The sequence below is a fragment of the Accumulibacter sp. genome (genome assembly GCF_029255285.1).
Classification (GTDB): domain Bacteria; phylum Pseudomonadota; class Gammaproteobacteria; order Burkholderiales; family Rhodocyclaceae; genus Accumulibacter.
Map to the genome: position 1 here is coordinate 31,399 of NZ_JAPUVI010000109.1, position 14,917 is coordinate 46,315.

Consider the following 14,917-nt stretch of genomic DNA (forward strand, 5'->3'; position numbering starts at 1 on the left):
CCTGATTCCGTCAAGCCTCACCACGACTACTTCGAGTAGAGTTCGATGACCAGACTCTCGTTGATCGTCGGCGGCAGCTCGCTACGCTCGGGGTGCGCCTTGTAGGTGCCTTTGGCGGCTTTCGCATCGACCTCGACCCATTCGGGAAAGCCACGTGCCTCCGCCGCCGCGAGCGCTGCCTTGACACGCAGATGCGCCTTGGCCTTTTCGCACACTTCTACGACATCACCTGGCCGTACCTGATAGGACGGAATATTGACTCGGCGACCGTTTACCAGCACCCCATTGTGCCGAACGACTTGGCGGGATTCCGAACGCGACGCCGCAAAGCCCATGCGATAAGCTACACTATCGAGACGTGATTCCAGCAACTGCAGGAGCACTTCGCCTGTAACCCCCTTGCGGCGGTCCGCTTCCTTATACACCTTACGGAACTGCCCCTCGAGCACGCCATAGATACGGCGAATCTTCTGCTTCTCCCGCAAGTGCACGCCGTAGTCGGACAAGCGCTGTCCAGACTTCTGACCGTGCTGACCGGGGGCGTACGAGCGACGCTCGATAGCACACTTGTCGGTAAAGCACTTTTCTCCCTTGAGAAACAATTTCTCGCCTTCGCGGCGACACTGACGGCACTTCGGGTCGAGGTTGCGAGCCACTTCTTTCTTCTCCTTAAATCCGACGCTTCTTGGGCGGTCGGCAACCATTATGGGGGATCGGGGTGACGTCGGTAATCGCCGTGATTTTCATACCCAGCGCGTTAAGCGCACGCACCGACGATTCACGCCCCGGACCCGGGCCCTTGATCCGCACTTCGAGATTTTTCACTCCGCACTCGACCGCCACTCTACCAGCCGCTTCCGCTGCCACCTGGGCCGCAAAAGGCGTGCTCTTTCGTGAACCCTTGAAGCCGGCGCCACCCGACGTTGCCCACGACAAGGCGTTACCCTGGCGGTCGGTGATGGTAATGATCGTGTTATTGAACGAAGCATGGATGTGGGCAACGCCCTCGGCCACGTTCTTTCTGATCTTGACTTTCTTGCGAACCTTTGCAGCGGTCTTGGCCATAGTCTGGTTCTAGCTCCTAATCATTTCTTGCCGGCGATCGGTTTGCGCGGCCCTTTGCGAGTACGCGCGTTGGTTCGCGTGCGTTGGCCACGCGACGGAAGTCCCTTGCGATGACGCAGACCGCGATAACAACCGAGGTCCATCAAACGCTTGATGTTCATCGTCACTTCGCGGCGCAGATCACCTTCGACGGAATACTTCGCGATTTGATCGCGCAAGCGCTCGAGTTCGGCTTCGGTCAAATCTTTCATCTTGGTCGACCGTGTCACTCCAGCGGCATCACAAATCTTCTGCGCGCGCGGGCGCCCTATACCGTAGATCGCCGTCAAGGCAATCTCGGTGTGCTGATGGTTCGGTAGGTTTACGCCTGCGATGCGGGCCATCGTTTCACCCCAATTAATCGAGAACTGCTGTTATTGCCTTCAACCGACCGACGATCCACGCGAGCGGATCGCGGCGGTCAACCCTGACGCTGTTTGTGACGCTGATCCGTACAGATCACGCGCACGATGCCGTGGCGCCGGACGATCTTGCACTTCCGGCAGATGCGCTTCACAGATGCCAGCACTTTCATGATCCACTCCTGATTGCCCGGCAATAGCGGCAACCCGCGCTTCGCCGGATTGTTGCGTAGAGAATTTTCACTTGGCGCGGAAGACGATCCGCGCACGACTCAGATCATAAGGCGTCAGCTGCACGGTCACTTTGTCGCCCGGCAGGATGCGTATGTAATGCATACGCATCTTGCCGGAAATGAAACCCAGGACCACATGCCCGTTTTCCAACTTCACCCTGAACGTCGCGTTGGGCAGGTTTTCAATCACTTCCCCCTGCATTTCAATCAAGTCTTCTTTTGCCATCCTATTTCGCCGGTAGGCCGGAGCCCTTGAAGTTCGCTTTTTTGAGCAGGCTCTCGTATTGGTGTGACATGGCATACGCCTGGACTTGCGTCATGAAATCCATCGTCACCACGACGATGATGAGCAGCGATGTCCCCCCGAAATAGAATGGCACGTTCCATTTCAATATCAAGAACTCGGGCAGAAGACAGACGATCGTGATATAGCCAGCACCCACGAGCGTCAGGCGCATCAATATTTTGTCAATGTAACGGGCAGTCTGCTCGCCAGGGCGTATGCCCGGAACGAAGGCGCCGCTGCGCTTCAGGTTGTCCGCGGTTTCCCGGGAATTGAAAACCAGCGCAGTATAAAAAAAACAGAAAAAAATGATCGCCGCAGCGTACAACATGACATAGATCGGTTGCCCGGGCGACAGCGCTCCGGCAATGTCTTTCAGCCAGCGAACCGACTCACCTGACCCGAACCAGCCGGCGATGGTCGCCGGAAACAATATTATCGACGAAGCGAAAATCGGTGGGATCACTCCCGCCATGTTCAACTTCAGCGGAAGATGCGAACTTTGCCCGCCGTAGATCTTGTTGCCGACCTGCCGCTTCGCATAGTTGACCAGAATCTTGCGCTGCCCGCGCTCGACAAAAACCACAAAGGCGGTAACCACGACGACCAGAACGCTGATGACAATTGCCGTCAGCGGATGCATGGCGCCAGTGCGTACCAGTTCGAGCAGCCCGCCGATGGCATTGGGCAGCCCAGCCGCGATACCCGCGAAGATGATGATCGAGATGCCGTTACCAAGTCCCCGCTCGGTCACCTGTTCTCCCAACCACATCAGGAACATCGTTCCGGTAAGCAGGGTCGTTACCGTGACGAAGCGGAACATCATTCCCGGCTCGAGCACCAAGCCCGGTTGCGATTCGACCGCGACGGCAATACCGATCCCCTGAAACAGCGCCAGGAAGACCGTCCCATAACGGGTATACTGGGTGATTTTCCGTCGGCCGGCTTCGCCTTCCTTCTTCAACGCCTCAAGCTGAGGACTGGCGTGTGTCATCAACTGCATGATGATCGACGCCGATATGTACGGCATGATGCCGAGCGCGAAGATCGTAAAGCGTGACAGCGCACCGCCGGAGAACATGTTGAACATGCCGAGGATGCCACCCTGCTGCTTATTGAACAGTTCGCTTAGAACCAGTGCGTCGATTCCGGGAACTGGGATGTGAGAGCCGATCCGGTAAACAACCAGAGCACCCAGCAGGAACCACAGTCGGCGCTTCAGGTCGCCGAACTTCCCCCCCTTGCCAACCGTAGCAGGACTAGTTACCAAGAAAAATCACCCCTACCAACCCGTTATTCCGCAACGCTACCGCCGGCGGCTTCGATCGCCGAGCGCGCACCTGCCGTCGCCCCGACACCTTTGAGGACGACTTTCCGCTTGATCTCGCCCGAAAGAATGACCTTTGCCGACAGCGCGTGCTGCGTGATCAGACTCGCCTGCTTCAACGTCGACAAATCGATCTCATCCACTGGCAAGGCGTCGATTTCCGATAGTCTGACTTCTACATTCAACATGTTGGTCAGCGACTTGAATCCGCGCTTCGGCAAACGACGCTGCAAAGGCATTTGACCGCCTTCGAACCCGACCTTGTGAAAGCCACCGGCGCGCGACTTCTGTCCTTTGTGACCACGCCCGCACGTCTTGCCAAAACCCGAACCGATACCGCGGCCGACGCGCTTCCTGGCAGGTCTGGAACCGTCGGCCGGCTCAACCGTATTGAGTTTCATCTCAGCCCTCACACTTCAGGAGATAGGCAACTTTGTTGATCATCCCGCGCACTGCTGGAGTGTCCTCAAGCGTCGAACTGCTGTTCAGGCGACGCAGGCCCAAGCCACGCACGGTCGCGCGGTGCGACTCCTTGGTGCCGATCAGGCTTCTGACCAGCGTCACTTTCACTTTTTTTTCAGCCATCTCTTACCCCAGAATTTCTTCGACGGTCTTGCCACGCTTAGCGGCGACTTCGGCCGGCGTTGTCATGGCTCGCAAACCGTTGATGGTTGCCCGCACGATGTTGTAAGGATTCGTCGAACCATGCGCCTTGGCGACCACGTTGGCCATTCCCATGACGTCGAAAACCGCACGCATGGCGCCGCCCGCGATGATCCCGGTTCCTTCCGGAGCGGGTTGCATCATGACTCGGGAAGCACCATGATGCCCAACGACCGTGTGCTGCAAGCTGCCATTCTTGAGGCTCACCTTAATGAGGTTTCGGCGCGCCTCTTCCATGGCCTTCTGAACGGCAACGGGCACTTCGCGTGACTTACCCTTGCCCATCCCTACCCGGCCGTCGCCGTCGCCGACGACCGTGAGCGCCGCGAAACCGAGAATCCGGCCACCCTTGACGACTTTGGTCACGCGATTGATGGAAATCATCTTTTCGCGCATGCCGTCATCGGGCTTTTCGGCCTGTTGGGGTTTTCTACTTTGCGGTTTAGCCATTGATTACTCCAATTCCTTTCGGTCTGATCAGAATTTCAGACCGGCTTCACGAGCGGCATCGGCCAAAGCCTTGATCCGTCCGTGGTACTGAAAGCCGGCGCGATCGAAAGCCACCTGCTCTATCCCGGCCTTTTTCGCGCGTTCGGCGATCAACTGGCCAATCGTTTTTGCCGCCTCTTTATTGCCGCCATTGGTCAAGGTTTTGCGTAGCTCGGGTTCGAGTGACGACGCGGAGGCCAGCACCTTGGACCCACACGGCGAAATCACCTGGGCATAGATGTGACAGTTGCTGCGATGCACCGAAAGGCGTACAGCCTTGAGTTGGGCAATCTTGGCCCGGGTCTTGCGGGCTCTGCGCAAACGCGCCTGTTTCTTATCAATCATCTAGGCACCCTTACTTTTTCTTCTTCGTTTCCTTGATCACGACCACTTCGTCGCTGTAGCGCACACCCTTGCCCTTGTAAGGCTCAGGCTTGCGATAAGCGCGAACTTCAGCCGCGACCTGGCCAACGAGTTGGCGGTCGACGCCTTTGATCACGATCTCGGTCTGGGTCGGTGTTTCTGCTGCTATGCCCTTGGGCAACTTGTAAGCCACCGGGTGTGAAAAACCGAGCGTAAGATTCAATATTTCCCCCTGTGCCTGAGCGCGATAGCCAACCCCAACCAAGCTGAGCCGGCGCTCGAAACCCTTGCTGACGCCGGTTACCATATTGCTTACTACCGCACGCACTGTCCCGGACAGCGCGTCGGCATTGGCGGCTCCAGCCACCGGCCGGCACAGCAGGCTGCCAGCCTCCTGCTCGACGCTGACCGCGGAATTGCTCGCAAACTCTAGCGCACCTAGCGGACCTTTGACGGAAATGCGTTCCGGTGTGATGTCGACCGAAACACCGGGAGGAACGACGATTGGGTTCTTAGCAACGCGGGACATGTCTACCCTCTATGCGACGATGCACAGCACTTCGCCGCCAACATGGCTGGCGCGCGCCTTGCGGTCGGTCATCACGCCCTTGGGGGTTGACACAATGGCCACCCCCAGCCCGTTCATGACCTGTGGAATATCATCGGCACCCCGATAGATACGAAGGCCCGGCCTGGAGACGCGATCGATCCGCTCAATCACCGGACGGCCTGCGTAATACTTCAAGCCAATCCGCAAGAGCGGCTTGCCACCGTTCTCGGTGACCGCGAAGTCTTCCACATAACCTTCGTCCCTGAGGACCTGGGCAATAGCAATTTTTACCTTCGAAGACGGCATGGCGACGAAGGCCTTGTTTGCCATCTGGGCATTTCGGATGCGTGTCAGCATGTCGCTGATCGGATCGCTCATACTCATCTCGTTCTCTCCTGCCTACCAGCTAGCCTTGATCATTCCGGGGACTTCGCCCTGCAGCGCGAATTGGCGCAGCTTGCCGCGACCCAGACCGAACTTCCGATAGACACCACGCGGACGACCTGTCATCTGACAACGATTGCGCAGCCTCACGGGGCTCGAATTTTTCGGCAAAGACTGAATTTTGAGGCGCGCTTCGAAACGCTCGTCAAGACTGCGACTTTCGTCGCCGATGATCGCCACCAGCTCGGCACGCTTCTTGGCATACTTTTCAACAATTTTGCGCCGCTTTTCACCGCGGTTGATCACAGCGAGTTTCGCCATTTCGTCTCAGTTCCTGAAGGGAAATTTAAACGCGCCAAGCAAGGCACGCGCCTCTTCGTCGGTCTTGGCAGTAGTAGTGACACTGATGTTCATTCCGCGGAGGGAATCAATCTTGTCGTACTCAATTTCCGGGAAGATGATTTGCTCCTTGAGCCCCATGTTGTAGTTCCCACGACCGTCGAAGCCTTTGCCCGAAATGCCGCGAAAGTCGCGCACTCGCGGCAGCGCCACGGTAACCAGCCGATCGATGAATTCGAACATGCGCGGGCCGCGCAGCGTCACCATGCAGCCAATCGGGTAACCAGTACGAATCTTGAAACCGGCGATCGATTTGCGCGCCTTGGTGATGACTGGTTTTTGGCCAGCGATCTTGATCAGGTCGCCGACGGCGTTATCGAGCACCTTCTTGTCCGCCACCGCTTCGCCGACACCCATATTCAGCGTCACCTTGGTGATGCGGGGGACCTCCATCCTCGACCTGTACCCGAACTTCTCGGTCAGTTCGGCGACGATGGTCGTCTTGTAGTAATCCAGCAAGCGCGCCATGATTTCTCCTTAGGCTCCCAACACTTCGCCGTTCGACTTGAAAAAACGCACCTTGGTGCCGTCTTCGAGCGTCCTGAAGCCAACGCGGTCCGCCTTCTTGGTCGACGGGTTGTAAAGCGAAACATTCGAAACGTGCAGCGGCATTTCTTTCTCGATGATCCCGCCTACCACGCCCTTGACTGGATTTGGCTTGACATGTTTCTTGACGCGATTGACGCCCTCGACCAACACGTGCTCCGCGTCCGTACGGCGGAGGACCGAACCGCGCTTGCCCTTGTCTTTACCGGCGATGACCACCACATCATCGCCCTTGCGAATCTTTTCCATGACCTTTCCTTACAGTACTTCCGGCGCCAGAGACACGATCTTCATGAACCGGTCACCCCGCAATTCACGCGTCACCGGACCGAAAATGCGCGTCCCAATGGGTTCCATCTTGTTGTTCAGGAGGACCGCAGCGTTGTGGTCGAATTTCACCAGCGAGCCGTCGACTCGGCGCACACCCTTTGCCGTGCGCACGACCACCGCACTATATACGTCGCCTTTCTTGACGCGCCCACGCGGCGCAGCATCCTTGATGCTGACCTTGATGATGTCGCCAACACCGGCATAGCGGCGCTTGGAGCCGCCCAACACTTTGATGCACATTACCGACCGCGCACCGGTGTTGTCGGCGACGTCGAGAATCGTCTGCACTTGAATCATGTGTCACTCCAACTTGGCCCGCGCCGGCGGTCAGTCTTGGAACCCGTACGGGGAGGTACGCCCAAAGGTTCAGGACCATGTCGGGCGGGGAAAAACGGTCGATTATAGCGTTTTTCTTCGGAAAAACAAGCCCTAAATCGCGACAGCGCGCTCGATCAGGCGGCTGACGACCCAGGCCTTCGTTTTAGCCAGAGGACGCGACTCCTGGATCTCCACTAGATCACCGGCCTTCGCCTGATTGTCGTCGTTATGCGCATGGTACTTGCTGGAACGTACGATGATTTTGCCATACATCGCGTGTTTGACGCGCCGCTCGACCAATACCGTCACGGTCTTGTCCATCTTGTCGCTGACGACGCGCCCAACCAAGGTACGCTTGCTGGTAGGGGTCTCGCTCATTGTTGAACCGCCTTTTCACGAAGAAGCGTGCGCACGCGCGCGATTTGACGACGCACTTTGCCAATCTGACTGTTGTTCGACAACTGCTGTGTGGCAAGTTGCATCCGCAAGCCGAACTGAGCCTTCAGCAGGTCCAGCAATTCCTTGTTCAACTCGTCGACCGTTTTTGCTCTGAGTTCACTGACTTTCATGACTAACCCACCATTCGGGTAACGAAAACTGTCTGGATCGGCAGTTTGGCCGCCGCGAGCGCAAATGCTTCGCGGGCTAGACTTTCGTTCACGCCATCCATTTCGTACAGCACTTTGCCAGGCTTGATTTCGGCAACCCAGTATTCCGGATTACCTTTGCCACTCCCCATGCGCACCTCGGCCGGTTTTTTTGAAATCGGCTTGTCCGGAAATACGCGAATCCAGATTCGGCCTCCCCGCTTGATGTGACGCGTCATAGCCCGCCGTGCCGCCTCGATCTGACGAGCCGTCAGCCGCCCGCGATCAATCGCCTTCAGCCCGAATTCGCCAAAGCTTACCTTGGCCCCACGTGTCGCGAGCCCGGTGTTGCGGCCTTTCTGCTCTTTGCGGTATTTTCGTTTAACTGGCTGCAGCATCTGTCGTTCCTGCCTTTCTTACTCGTTTCACCGGCGCCTTAACATCGCCGGCAGGCCCCTCGGTCTTCGCGGCATCAGGACGAGCCGGTCTGTCGGCAGCCTCGACAGGGCGGCCGCTACGACGCGGCCGGCGCTCATCCGTGGCACCCTCGGGAGACGGCGCGACCGCCTCCTGGCGATTCAGAACTTCCCCCTTGAAAACCCACACCTTGACTCCGATGAGGCCGTACGTCGTCAGCGCTTCTGAGGTTGCATAGTCGATGTCGCCGCGCAGAGTGTGCAATGGAACGCGACCCTCCCGATACCATTCGCGACGAGCAATTTCGGCCCCGTTTAGACGGCCCGAACTCATGATCTTGATCCCCTGGGCACCGAGCCGCATCGCGTTCTGCATCGCCCGCTTCATGGCACGGCGGAACATGATGCGCTTCTCGAGTTGCTGCGTGATCGAGTCGGCAATCAGTTGCGCATCAAGTTCGGGTTTGCGAATTTCCTCGATGCTCACATGCACCGGAACACCCATGATCTTCTGCAAGGCGATCCGCAGGTGATCAATCTCCTCGCCCTTCTTACCAATCACTACCCCAGGACGCGCCGAAAAAATCGTGACCCGCGCATTCTTAGCCGGACGCTCGATGAGTATCCGTCCGACTGACGCATGCTTGAGCTTCTTCTTCAGGTACTCGCGAACCTTGATGTCTTCATTGAGCATGCCGGCATAGTTTTTTTTGTTGGCGTACCAGCGCGACGACCAATCACGCGTCACCGCCAGACGAAAGCCAGCAGGATGAATCTTTTGTCCCATTCTTATTCCTCAGTTGCCGACGGTCAGAAAAACGTGACAGGTCGGCTTGACGATCCGGTTGCCGCGACCCTTGGCACGCGCCGTAAAGCGTTTCAGGACCGTACCCTTCTCAACGCAAATCGTAGTCACCTTCAACTCGTCGATGTCTGCGCCGTCGTTGTGTTCGGCATTGGCGATCGCCGATTCGAGTACCTTCTTGATGATCGCGGCACCTTTCTGCGGGCTGAACGTCAGAATGTTGAGCGCTTTGTCGACCGACAGGCCACGGATCTGATCGGCCACTAGGCGACCCTTCTGGCTCGATAGCCGAACGCCGCGCAAAACCGCACGAGTTTCCATATTCATTCCCTTACCTCTTCGCCTTTTTGCCGGCCGTATGCCCCTTGAAGGTACGCGTCAGCGAGAACTCGCCGAGTTTGTGGCCAACCATGTTCTCGGTCACGTAGACCGGAACGTGCTGCTTGCCGTTGTGAACGGCGATCGTCAATCCGACGAAATCCGGCAACACGGTTGACCGACGCGACCAAGTCTTGATCGGGCGCTTGTCGCCCGTCGCACGCACAACACCCACCTTCTTCAGCAGATGGGCGTCGGCAAACGGGCCCTTTTTAACGGAACGTCCCATGAGTTTTTCTATCCCTTAGCGTTTGTTGCTGCGGCGCTGCACGATCATCGAAGTGGTGCGCTTATTGCGGCGAGTACGATAGCCTTTGGTCTTGGTACCCCACGGGCTCACCGGGTGCATTCCCGACGCTGTCTTGCCTTCGCCACCACCATGCGGGTGATCGATCGGGTTCATCGCCACACCGCGAACGGTCGGCCTGACACCACGCCAGCGATTTCCACCAGCTTTGCCGATCGAGCGCAGGCTGTGCTCTTCGTTACCGACCTCGCCGATCGTGGCGCGGCACTCGACGTGCACCCGCCGGATTTCGCCCGAGCGCAGCCGAAGTTGCGCATGTACGCCCTCGCGCGCCAGCAATTGCGCCGAAGTCCCCGCCGAACGAGCAAGTTGCGCTCCCTTTCCGGGCACCATCTCGACACAATGGATAGTGGTGCCGACCGGGATGTTACGAATCGGCAGGGCATTGCCAACCTTTATAGGCGCCTCGGAACCACTGCTCACCTGCTGGCCGACGACCAGTCCTTTGGGAGCGACGATGTAGCGACGCTCACCATCGGCGTAACAAAGCAGGGCGATCGTCGCCGTCCGGTTGGGGTCGTATTCGAGACGCTCGACCTCGGCTGGAACTCCGTCCTTGTTGCGCTTGAAATCGATCAGGCGATAGTGCTGCTTGTGCCCACCGCCCTGATGCCGGGTGGTGATATGACCGTTGTTGTTGCGGCCAGCGCGCTTGGCCTGGGGCTCGACCAGAGCAGCGAGTGGCGCGCCCTTGTGCAGCCCAGGAGTGACCACCTTGATCACCGCACGACGACCCGGCGAGGTAGGTTTGACCTTGACGAGTGCCATCAGACGACTCCCCCATCGACGAAGTTGATCTCCTGACCGGGCTTGAGGCAGACGTAAGCCTTTTTCCAGTTCTTGCGCCGGCCCATCATACGGCCAAACTTCTTTTGTTTGCCCTTGACATTGGCGATCTGAACCGACTCCACCGAAACTTTGAAGAGAAGTTCGACGGCCCCCTTGACTTCGGGCTTGGTCGCATCGGACACGACGCGGAATATCACCTGTTCATGCTTGTCAGCAACAAAAGTGGCTTTCTCAGAGATCTGCGGGGCGAGCAGCACTTGCATCAGACGTTCTTGGTTCATCCCAGCATCTCCTCAAACTTGGCCAGCGCACCCTTCGTCATGAGAACCTTAGGAAAGCGCACCAGGGACACGGGATCCGCCTGATTGACTTCCAGTACCAGAACGTTGGGCAGGTTGCGCGCCGCGAGAAAAACGTTTTCGTCGAACTGATCGGTAATGACGAGCACCGACTCATAGCCCATGCCGCGAATCATGGCGGCAAAAAGCTTGGTTTTCGGCGCCGCGATCGACAGGCCGTCGACCACGGCCAGACGACCTTGGCGGACGAGTTGCGAAAGTATCGATGCCATTCCCGCACGGTACATTTTGCGGTTCAGCTTCTGACTGAAATTCTCGTCCGACGAATTGGGGAACACGCGCCCACCGCCGCGCCAGATCGGCGACGACGACATGCCCGCCCGAGCACGCCCGGTGCCCTTCTGGCGCCAGGGCTTTTTGGTCGTGTGCCGAACGTCGTGGCGATCTTTCTGGGCGCGATTGGCGCTGCGCGCGTTGGCCTGATAGGCGACCAGGACTTGGTGCACCAGGGCCTCGTTGTAGTCGCGACCGAAGAGGGCGTCAGAGGCTTCAAGACGACTGTCTTCCTGCCCTTGTTCATTGATTAGCTTAAGTTCCATTTATGCCCCCGCCTTGACTGCAGGACGCACAATCACATCCGACCCCTTGGCGCCGGGCACGGCCCCCTTGAGCAACAGCAACTGGCGATCCACGTCGACGCGAACGATTTCGAGATTTTGCTGCGTGCGCTTGACGGCACCCAGATTCCCCGGCATTTTCTTGCCCGGGAAAACGCGACCCGGATCTTGCGCCATACCGGTCGAACCAAGCGCACGATGCGACACCGAGTTGCCATGGGCAGCGCCCTGCGAAAGGAAGTGGTGCCGTTTGATACCACCCGCGAAACCCTTGCCTATCGTTTGGCCCGTGACGTCCACTTTTTGGCCGGCGGCGAAAATAGAGATGCCGACCTGATCACCTGGTTTCAGAGTGGCGAGTTCCTCAGTGGAAATAGGGAACTCCTTGAGCACGCGACCCGCTTCCACGCCCGCCTTGGCAAGATGTCCGGCCAAGGGCTTGTTGACGCGCGACGGGCGGCGTTTGCCGAAAGCAACCTGAACGACGGAGTAGCCGTCTTTTTCCGGTGTTTTGATCTGGGCAACGCGGTTGTTCGACACGTCGAGAACCGTCACCGGGACACTTGCGCCGTCGTCGGTAAAGATACGCGTCATGCCAACCTTGCGCCCAACAAGGCCTAGACTCATGCTTATTCTCCTCTGACCGGCTGCGATTGGCCGGCGAGCGCTGCTAACAAAAACGGGCAGTGTCGACTCACACCTGCCCGGCGAAAGGCGGCGATTATAGCCGCAACAGGGCCCTTACTGCAACTTAATTTCGACGTCAACGCCGGCCGGAAGGTCAAGTTTCATCAGCGCGTCCACCGTCTTGTCGGTCGGGTCGATGATGTCCATCAAACGGAGGTGGGTGCGCATTTCAAACTGGTCGCGCGACGTCTTGTCGACGTGCGGGGAACGAAGCACGTCGAAACGCTGGATGCGGGTTGGCAGAGGGACCGGGCCGCGCACCACTGCGCCGGTACGTTTGGCAGTGTCAACAATCTCCTGGGCGGACTGATCGATCAAGCGATAGTCGAAAGCTTTCAGGCGGATGCGGATTTTCTGGCTTTGCATGTCATTTTCCAAAGAGCGATCGGCAGGGCAACGCGCCCCACCGGAAATATGCCTGATTACTCGATGATTTTAGCGACGACGCCGGCGCCGACGGTGCGACCGCCTTCGCGGATGGCAAAGCGCAAGCCTTCCTCCATGGCGATCGGCGAAATCAGCTTGACGGTCATCTGGACGTTATCGCCCGGCATCACCATCTCGACGCCTTCCGGCATGGCGATCGCGCCGGTCACGTCGGTCGTCCGGAAGTAAAACTGCGGACGATAGTTGTTGAAGAACGGCGTGTGACGCCCGCCTTCTTCCTTCGACAGCACATACACCTCGCCGGTGAAGTGCGTGTGCGGCTTGATCGATCCGGGTTTGGCCAGCACCTGTCCGCGCTCGACGTCTTCGCGCTTGATGCCGCGCAGGAGTACACCGACGTTGTCGCCCGCCTGGCCCTGGTCGAGCAGCTTGCGGAACATTTCCACTCCGGTGCAAGTCGTCTTGAGCGTCGGCCGTATGCCGACAATCTCGACTTCCTCGCCCACCTTGATGACGCCGCGCTCCACCCGCCCCGTGACGACCGTGCCGCGTCCGGAAATCGAGAAAACGTCCTCCAGCGGCAGCAGGAAAGGCTTGTCCACCGCCCGCTCCGGGGTCGGAATGTAGGCGTCCAGCGCATCGGCCAGCGCCATCACCGATCCTTCTCCCAACTCTCCCGGGTCTCCTTCGAGCGCCTTCAGCGCCGATCCCTGGATGATCGGTACGTCATCACCCGGAAAGTCGTACTTCGACAGCAGTTCGCGCACTTCCATGTCGACCAGCTCGAGCAACTCGGCGTCGTCAACCATGTCGCATTTGTTCAGATAAACGACAATGTACGGCACGCCAACCTGGCGGGCCAGCAGAATGTGCTCGCGCGTCTGCGGCATCGGACCGTCGGCCGCCGATACCACCAGAATCGCCCCGTCCATCTGCGCCGCACCCGTAATCATGTTCTTGATGTAGTCGGCGTGACCCGGGCAGTCCACGTGCGCGTAGTGGCGCTTCGACGTCTCGTACTCCACGTGCGCCGTGTTGATCGTGATGCCCCGCGCCTTCTCTTCCGGCGCCGCGTCGATCTGGTCGTAGGCCTTCGCCACCCCACCATACTTCTTCGCCAGTATGGTCGTGATCGCCGCCGTCAGCGTCGTCTTGCCGTGATCCACGTGCCCAATCGTGCCCACATTGACGTGCGGCTTCGTGCGTTCAAATTTTCCCTTTGCCATTGACGTATCCTCAGAGCATTGTCATTTTTTGTTGATCACCGCCTCGGCGACGTTCTTGGGCGCTTCGGCGTAGTGCTTGAATTCCATGGAGTAGGTCGCGCGGCCCTGTGATAGCGAGCGCAGGGTCGTCGAGTAGCCGAACATCTCGGCCAACGGAACCTCCGCCTTGATCGCCTTGACGTTGCCGGGCAGGTCCTCCATTCCTTGTACCATGCCACGGCGACTAGACAGGTCGCCCATCACGTTGCCCATGTAATCCTCCGGCGTCTCGACCTCGACCGCCATCATCGGTTCGAGCAGCGTCGGTGAAGCGCGCCGCATACCTTCCTTGAAGGCCATCGCGGCTGCCATCCGGAAAGCGTTTTCATTCGAGTCAACATCATGGTAAGAGCCTTCGAACAGCGTGAACTTGATGTCTACTACCGGGAAGCCTGCCAGGACACCACTGGTCACCGCATCCTGCAAGCCCTTGTCGACGGCCGGGATGTATTCGCGCGGTACGGTACCACCTTTGATCGCATCGATGAACTCGTAACCCTTGCCCGTCTCGTTCGGCTCGATCTTCAGCCAAACATGGCCATACTGGCCGCGACCGCCCGATTGTTTGACAAACTTGCCTTCCTGCTCAACCGATTTCTTGATGCATTCGCGGTAGGCAACCTGCGGCGCACCGACATTGGCGTCGACCCCGAATTCACGCTTCAGCCGGTCGACGATGATTTCGAGATGCAACTCGCCCATGCCTGAAATGATCGTTTGTCCCGATTCCTCGTCGGTCCGCACCCGGAAGGACGGGTCTTCTTGCGCCAGACGGCCGAGGGCGATACCCATTTTTTCCTGGTCCTGCTTGGTCTTCGGCTCCACCGCTACATGGATCACCGGCTCGGGAAAGACCATTCGTTCGAGCGTGATCACCGCGGACGGATCGCACAGCGTCTCACCCGTGGTGACCTCCTTGAGGCCGACGCAAGCAGCGATGTCTCCCGCCAAGACTTCCTTGATCTCCTCACGATTGTTGGCGTGCATCTGCAGGACGCGCCCGATGCGCTCCCGACGGCCCTTGGTCGG

Annotated in this window: 29 protein-coding genes; all 29 read right to left on the reverse strand. The window is 58.5% G+C overall.

Annotated features, from left to right (window positions below; genetic code table 11):
• Positions 1-26 precede the first annotated feature (26 nt).
• Positions 27-656, reverse strand: coding sequence for a 30S ribosomal protein S4 (rpsD, locus tag Q1M07_RS17575; protein WP_300456102.1), 630 nt, complete (start codon positions 654-656; stop codon positions 27-29).
• 13 nt (positions 657-669) lie between these two features.
• Positions 670-1,065 (reverse strand): 30S ribosomal protein S11, encoded by a 396-nt coding sequence (gene rpsK, locus Q1M07_RS17580; protein WP_034910014.1) that lies wholly within the window; start codon positions 1,063-1,065, stop codon positions 670-672.
• A 20-nt stretch (positions 1,066-1,085) separates the two neighbouring features.
• Positions 1,086-1,448: a 30S ribosomal protein S13 gene (rpsM, locus tag Q1M07_RS17585; protein WP_300456108.1), complete on the reverse strand. Its 363-nt coding sequence runs from the start codon at positions 1,446-1,448 to the stop codon at positions 1,086-1,088.
• Between the two features lie 77 nt (positions 1,449-1,525).
• Complete coding sequence (gene rpmJ, locus Q1M07_RS17590; protein WP_300456111.1) at positions 1,526-1,639, reverse strand: 50S ribosomal protein L36; 114 nt, start codon at positions 1,637-1,639, stop codon at positions 1,526-1,528.
• A 67-nt stretch (positions 1,640-1,706) separates the two neighbouring features.
• Positions 1,707-1,925, reverse strand: coding sequence for a translation initiation factor IF-1 (infA, locus tag Q1M07_RS17595; protein WP_015767904.1), 219 nt, complete (start codon positions 1,923-1,925; stop codon positions 1,707-1,709).
• A gap of 1 nt (position 1,926) precedes the next feature.
• A complete protein-coding gene (secY, locus tag Q1M07_RS17600; RefSeq protein WP_300456114.1) occupies positions 1,927-3,252 on the reverse strand; it encodes a preprotein translocase subunit SecY in 1,326 nt (441 codons plus the stop codon).
• A 23-nt stretch (positions 3,253-3,275) separates the two neighbouring features.
• Positions 3,276-3,710, reverse strand: a complete 435-nt coding sequence (gene rplO, locus Q1M07_RS17605) for a 50S ribosomal protein L15 (protein WP_300456117.1) — start codon at positions 3,708-3,710, stop codon at positions 3,276-3,278.
• Position 3,711: 1 nt separating this feature from the next.
• Positions 3,712-3,894 carry a 50S ribosomal protein L30 gene (rpmD, locus tag Q1M07_RS17610; protein WP_295485772.1) on the reverse strand — a complete coding sequence of 61 codons (183 nt, stop codon included), beginning with the start codon at positions 3,892-3,894 and terminating at the stop codon, positions 3,712-3,714.
• 3 nt (positions 3,895-3,897) lie between these two features.
• Positions 3,898-4,422: a 30S ribosomal protein S5 gene (rpsE, locus tag Q1M07_RS17615; protein WP_300456121.1), complete on the reverse strand. Its 525-nt coding sequence runs from the start codon at positions 4,420-4,422 to the stop codon at positions 3,898-3,900.
• 27 nt (positions 4,423-4,449) lie between these two features.
• Positions 4,450-4,803 (reverse strand): 50S ribosomal protein L18, encoded by a 354-nt coding sequence (gene rplR, locus Q1M07_RS17620; protein WP_300456173.1) that lies wholly within the window; start codon positions 4,801-4,803, stop codon positions 4,450-4,452.
• A gap of 13 nt (positions 4,804-4,816) precedes the next feature.
• Positions 4,817-5,353, reverse strand: coding sequence for a 50S ribosomal protein L6 (rplF, locus tag Q1M07_RS17625; RefSeq protein WP_300456124.1), 537 nt, complete (start codon positions 5,351-5,353; stop codon positions 4,817-4,819).
• 9 nt (positions 5,354-5,362) lie between these two features.
• Positions 5,363-5,758 (reverse strand): 30S ribosomal protein S8, encoded by a 396-nt coding sequence (gene rpsH, locus Q1M07_RS17630; RefSeq protein ID WP_300456126.1) that lies wholly within the window; start codon positions 5,756-5,758, stop codon positions 5,363-5,365.
• Between the two features lie 15 nt (positions 5,759-5,773).
• Complete coding sequence (rpsN, locus tag Q1M07_RS17635; protein ID WP_300456129.1) at positions 5,774-6,079, reverse strand: 30S ribosomal protein S14; 306 nt, start codon at positions 6,077-6,079, stop codon at positions 5,774-5,776.
• A gap of 6 nt (positions 6,080-6,085) precedes the next feature.
• The gene (gene rplE, locus Q1M07_RS17640) at positions 6,086-6,625 is read right to left on the reverse strand and encodes a 50S ribosomal protein L5 (RefSeq protein ID WP_300456132.1); all 540 of its coding nucleotides are present in this window, start codon (positions 6,623-6,625) and stop codon (positions 6,086-6,088) included.
• 9 nt (positions 6,626-6,634) lie between these two features.
• Positions 6,635-6,952, reverse strand: a complete 318-nt coding sequence (gene rplX, locus Q1M07_RS17645) for a 50S ribosomal protein L24 (protein ID WP_300456135.1) — start codon at positions 6,950-6,952, stop codon at positions 6,635-6,637.
• A gap of 9 nt (positions 6,953-6,961) precedes the next feature.
• A complete protein-coding gene (gene rplN, locus Q1M07_RS17650; RefSeq protein ID WP_300456138.1) occupies positions 6,962-7,330 on the reverse strand; it encodes a 50S ribosomal protein L14 in 369 nt (122 codons plus the stop codon).
• Positions 7,331-7,462: 132 nt separating this feature from the next.
• Positions 7,463-7,729: a 30S ribosomal protein S17 gene (gene rpsQ / locus Q1M07_RS17655; RefSeq protein WP_300456141.1), complete on the reverse strand. Its 267-nt coding sequence runs from the start codon at positions 7,727-7,729 to the stop codon at positions 7,463-7,465.
• On the reverse strand, positions 7,726-7,920 hold the full coding sequence (rpmC, locus tag Q1M07_RS17660; RefSeq protein WP_034923805.1) for a 50S ribosomal protein L29: 195 nt from the start codon (positions 7,918-7,920) through the stop codon (positions 7,726-7,728). Before rpmC ends, rpsQ begins: the two co-directional genes overlap by 4 nt.
• Positions 7,921-7,922: 2 nt before the next feature.
• Entirely contained in the window at positions 7,923-8,336 is a 414-nt protein-coding gene (rplP, locus tag Q1M07_RS17665; RefSeq protein ID WP_300456144.1) for a 50S ribosomal protein L16, read from the reverse strand.
• Complete coding sequence (gene rpsC / locus Q1M07_RS17670) at positions 8,320-9,141, reverse strand: 30S ribosomal protein S3 (protein ID WP_300456147.1); 822 nt, start codon at positions 9,139-9,141, stop codon at positions 8,320-8,322. The genes rplP and rpsC overlap by 17 nt, the downstream gene beginning before the upstream one ends.
• 9 nt (positions 9,142-9,150) lie before the next feature.
• Positions 9,151-9,480, reverse strand: a complete 330-nt coding sequence (gene rplV, locus Q1M07_RS17675; RefSeq protein ID WP_300456176.1) for a 50S ribosomal protein L22 — start codon at positions 9,478-9,480, stop codon at positions 9,151-9,153.
• A gap of 10 nt (positions 9,481-9,490) precedes the next feature.
• The gene (rpsS, locus tag Q1M07_RS17680) at positions 9,491-9,766 is read right to left on the reverse strand and encodes a 30S ribosomal protein S19 (RefSeq protein ID WP_015767921.1); all 276 of its coding nucleotides are present in this window, start codon (positions 9,764-9,766) and stop codon (positions 9,491-9,493) included.
• Between the two features lie 15 nt (positions 9,767-9,781).
• Entirely contained in the window at positions 9,782-10,612 is an 831-nt protein-coding gene (gene rplB, locus Q1M07_RS17685; protein ID WP_300456151.1) for a 50S ribosomal protein L2, read from the reverse strand.
• Positions 10,612-10,914 (reverse strand): 50S ribosomal protein L23, encoded by a 303-nt coding sequence (gene rplW / locus Q1M07_RS17690; protein WP_300456153.1) that lies wholly within the window; start codon positions 10,912-10,914, stop codon positions 10,612-10,614. The genes rplB and rplW overlap by 1 nt, the downstream gene beginning before the upstream one ends.
• A complete protein-coding gene (rplD, locus tag Q1M07_RS17695; protein WP_300456156.1) occupies positions 10,911-11,531 on the reverse strand; it encodes a 50S ribosomal protein L4 in 621 nt (206 codons plus the stop codon). Before rplD ends, rplW begins: the two co-directional genes overlap by 4 nt.
• Complete coding sequence (gene rplC, locus Q1M07_RS17700; protein ID WP_300456160.1) at positions 11,532-12,176, reverse strand: 50S ribosomal protein L3; 645 nt, start codon at positions 12,174-12,176, stop codon at positions 11,532-11,534.
• Positions 12,177-12,290: 114 nt separating this feature from the next.
• Entirely contained in the window at positions 12,291-12,602 is a 312-nt protein-coding gene (rpsJ, locus tag Q1M07_RS17705) for a 30S ribosomal protein S10 (RefSeq protein WP_300456164.1), read from the reverse strand.
• Between the two features lie 56 nt (positions 12,603-12,658).
• The gene (gene tuf, locus Q1M07_RS17710) at positions 12,659-13,849 is read right to left on the reverse strand and encodes an elongation factor Tu (protein ID WP_300456167.1); all 1,191 of its coding nucleotides are present in this window, start codon (positions 13,847-13,849) and stop codon (positions 12,659-12,661) included.
• Between the two features lie 21 nt (positions 13,850-13,870).
• A partial coding sequence (locus tag Q1M07_RS17715) for an EF-Tu/IF-2/RF-3 family GTPase (RefSeq protein WP_300456170.1) occupies positions 13,871-14,917 on the reverse strand: 1,047 nt, incomplete at its 5' end.

Bases quoted from the DNA above. Each gene is read 5' to 3' on its own strand.
- rpsS (WP_015767921.1), bottom strand. From the start codon at position 9,766: ATGGGACGTTCCGTTAAAAAGGGCCCGTTTGCCGACGCCCATCTGCTG.
- rpsH (WP_300456126.1), bottom strand. From the start codon at position 5,758: ATGAGTATGAGCGATCCGATCAGCGACATGCTGACACGCATCCGAAAT.
- rplD (WP_300456156.1), bottom strand. From the start codon at position 11,531: ATGGAACTTAAGCTAATCAATGAACAAGGGCAGGAAGACAGTCGTCTT.
- rplN (WP_300456138.1), bottom strand. From the start codon at position 7,330: ATGATTCAAGTGCAGACGATTCTCGACGTCGCCGACAACACCGGTGCG.
- rplW (WP_300456153.1), bottom strand. From the start codon at position 10,914: ATGAACCAAGAACGTCTGATGCAAGTGCTGCTCGCCCCGCAGATCTCT.
- rplE (WP_300456132.1), bottom strand. From the start codon at position 6,625: ATGGCGCGCTTGCTGGATTACTACAAGACGACCATCGTCGCCGAACTG.
- rpsM (WP_300456108.1), bottom strand. From the start codon at position 1,448: ATGGCCCGCATCGCAGGCGTAAACCTACCGAACCATCAGCACACCGAG.
- rpsQ (WP_300456141.1), bottom strand. From the start codon at position 7,729: ATGAGCGAGACCCCTACCAGCAAGCGTACCTTGGTTGGGCGCGTCGTC.
- rplF (WP_300456124.1), bottom strand. From the start codon at position 5,353: ATGTCCCGCGTTGCTAAGAACCCAATCGTCGTTCCTCCCGGTGTTTCG.
- rplP (WP_300456144.1), bottom strand. From the start codon at position 8,336: ATGCTGCAGCCAGTTAAACGAAAATACCGCAAAGAGCAGAAAGGCCGC.
- rplV (WP_300456176.1), bottom strand. From the start codon at position 9,480: ATGGAAACTCGTGCGGTTTTGCGCGGCGTTCGGCTATCGAGCCAGAAG.
- rpsN (WP_300456129.1), bottom strand. From the start codon at position 6,079: ATGGCGAAACTCGCTGTGATCAACCGCGGTGAAAAGCGGCGCAAAATT.
- rplB (WP_300456151.1), bottom strand. From the start codon at position 10,612: ATGGCACTCGTCAAGGTCAAACCTACCTCGCCGGGTCGTCGTGCGGTG.
- rpmD (WP_295485772.1), bottom strand. From the start codon at position 3,894: ATGGCTGAAAAAAAAGTGAAAGTGACGCTGGTCAGAAGCCTGATCGGC.
- rpsJ (WP_300456164.1), bottom strand. From the start codon at position 12,602: ATGCAAAGCCAGAAAATCCGCATCCGCCTGAAAGCTTTCGACTATCGC.
- rpmC (WP_034923805.1), bottom strand. From the start codon at position 7,920: ATGAAAGTCAGTGAACTCAGAGCAAAAACGGTCGACGAGTTGAACAAG.
- rplO (WP_300456117.1), bottom strand. From the start codon at position 3,710: ATGAAACTCAATACGGTTGAGCCGGCCGACGGTTCCAGACCTGCCAGG.
- rpsC (WP_300456147.1), bottom strand. From the start codon at position 9,141: ATGGGACAAAAGATTCATCCTGCTGGCTTTCGTCTGGCGGTGACGCGT.
- rpsK (WP_034910014.1), bottom strand. From the start codon at position 1,065: ATGGCCAAGACCGCTGCAAAGGTTCGCAAGAAAGTCAAGATCAGAAAG.
- rpmJ (WP_300456111.1), bottom strand. From the start codon at position 1,639: ATGAAAGTGCTGGCATCTGTGAAGCGCATCTGCCGGAAGTGCAAGATC.
- rplX (WP_300456135.1), bottom strand. From the start codon at position 6,952: ATGGAAAAGATTCGCAAGGGCGATGATGTGGTGGTCATCGCCGGTAAA.
- tuf (WP_300456167.1), bottom strand. From the start codon at position 13,849: ATGGCAAAGGGAAAATTTGAACGCACGAAGCCGCACGTCAATGTGGGC.
- rpsE (WP_300456121.1), bottom strand. From the start codon at position 4,422: ATGGCTAAACCGCAAAGTAGAAAACCCCAACAGGCCGAAAAGCCCGAT.
- rplC (WP_300456160.1), bottom strand. From the start codon at position 12,176: ATGAGTCTAGGCCTTGTTGGGCGCAAGGTTGGCATGACGCGTATCTTT.
- infA (WP_015767904.1), bottom strand. From the start codon at position 1,925: ATGGCAAAAGAAGACTTGATTGAAATGCAGGGGGAAGTGATTGAAAAC.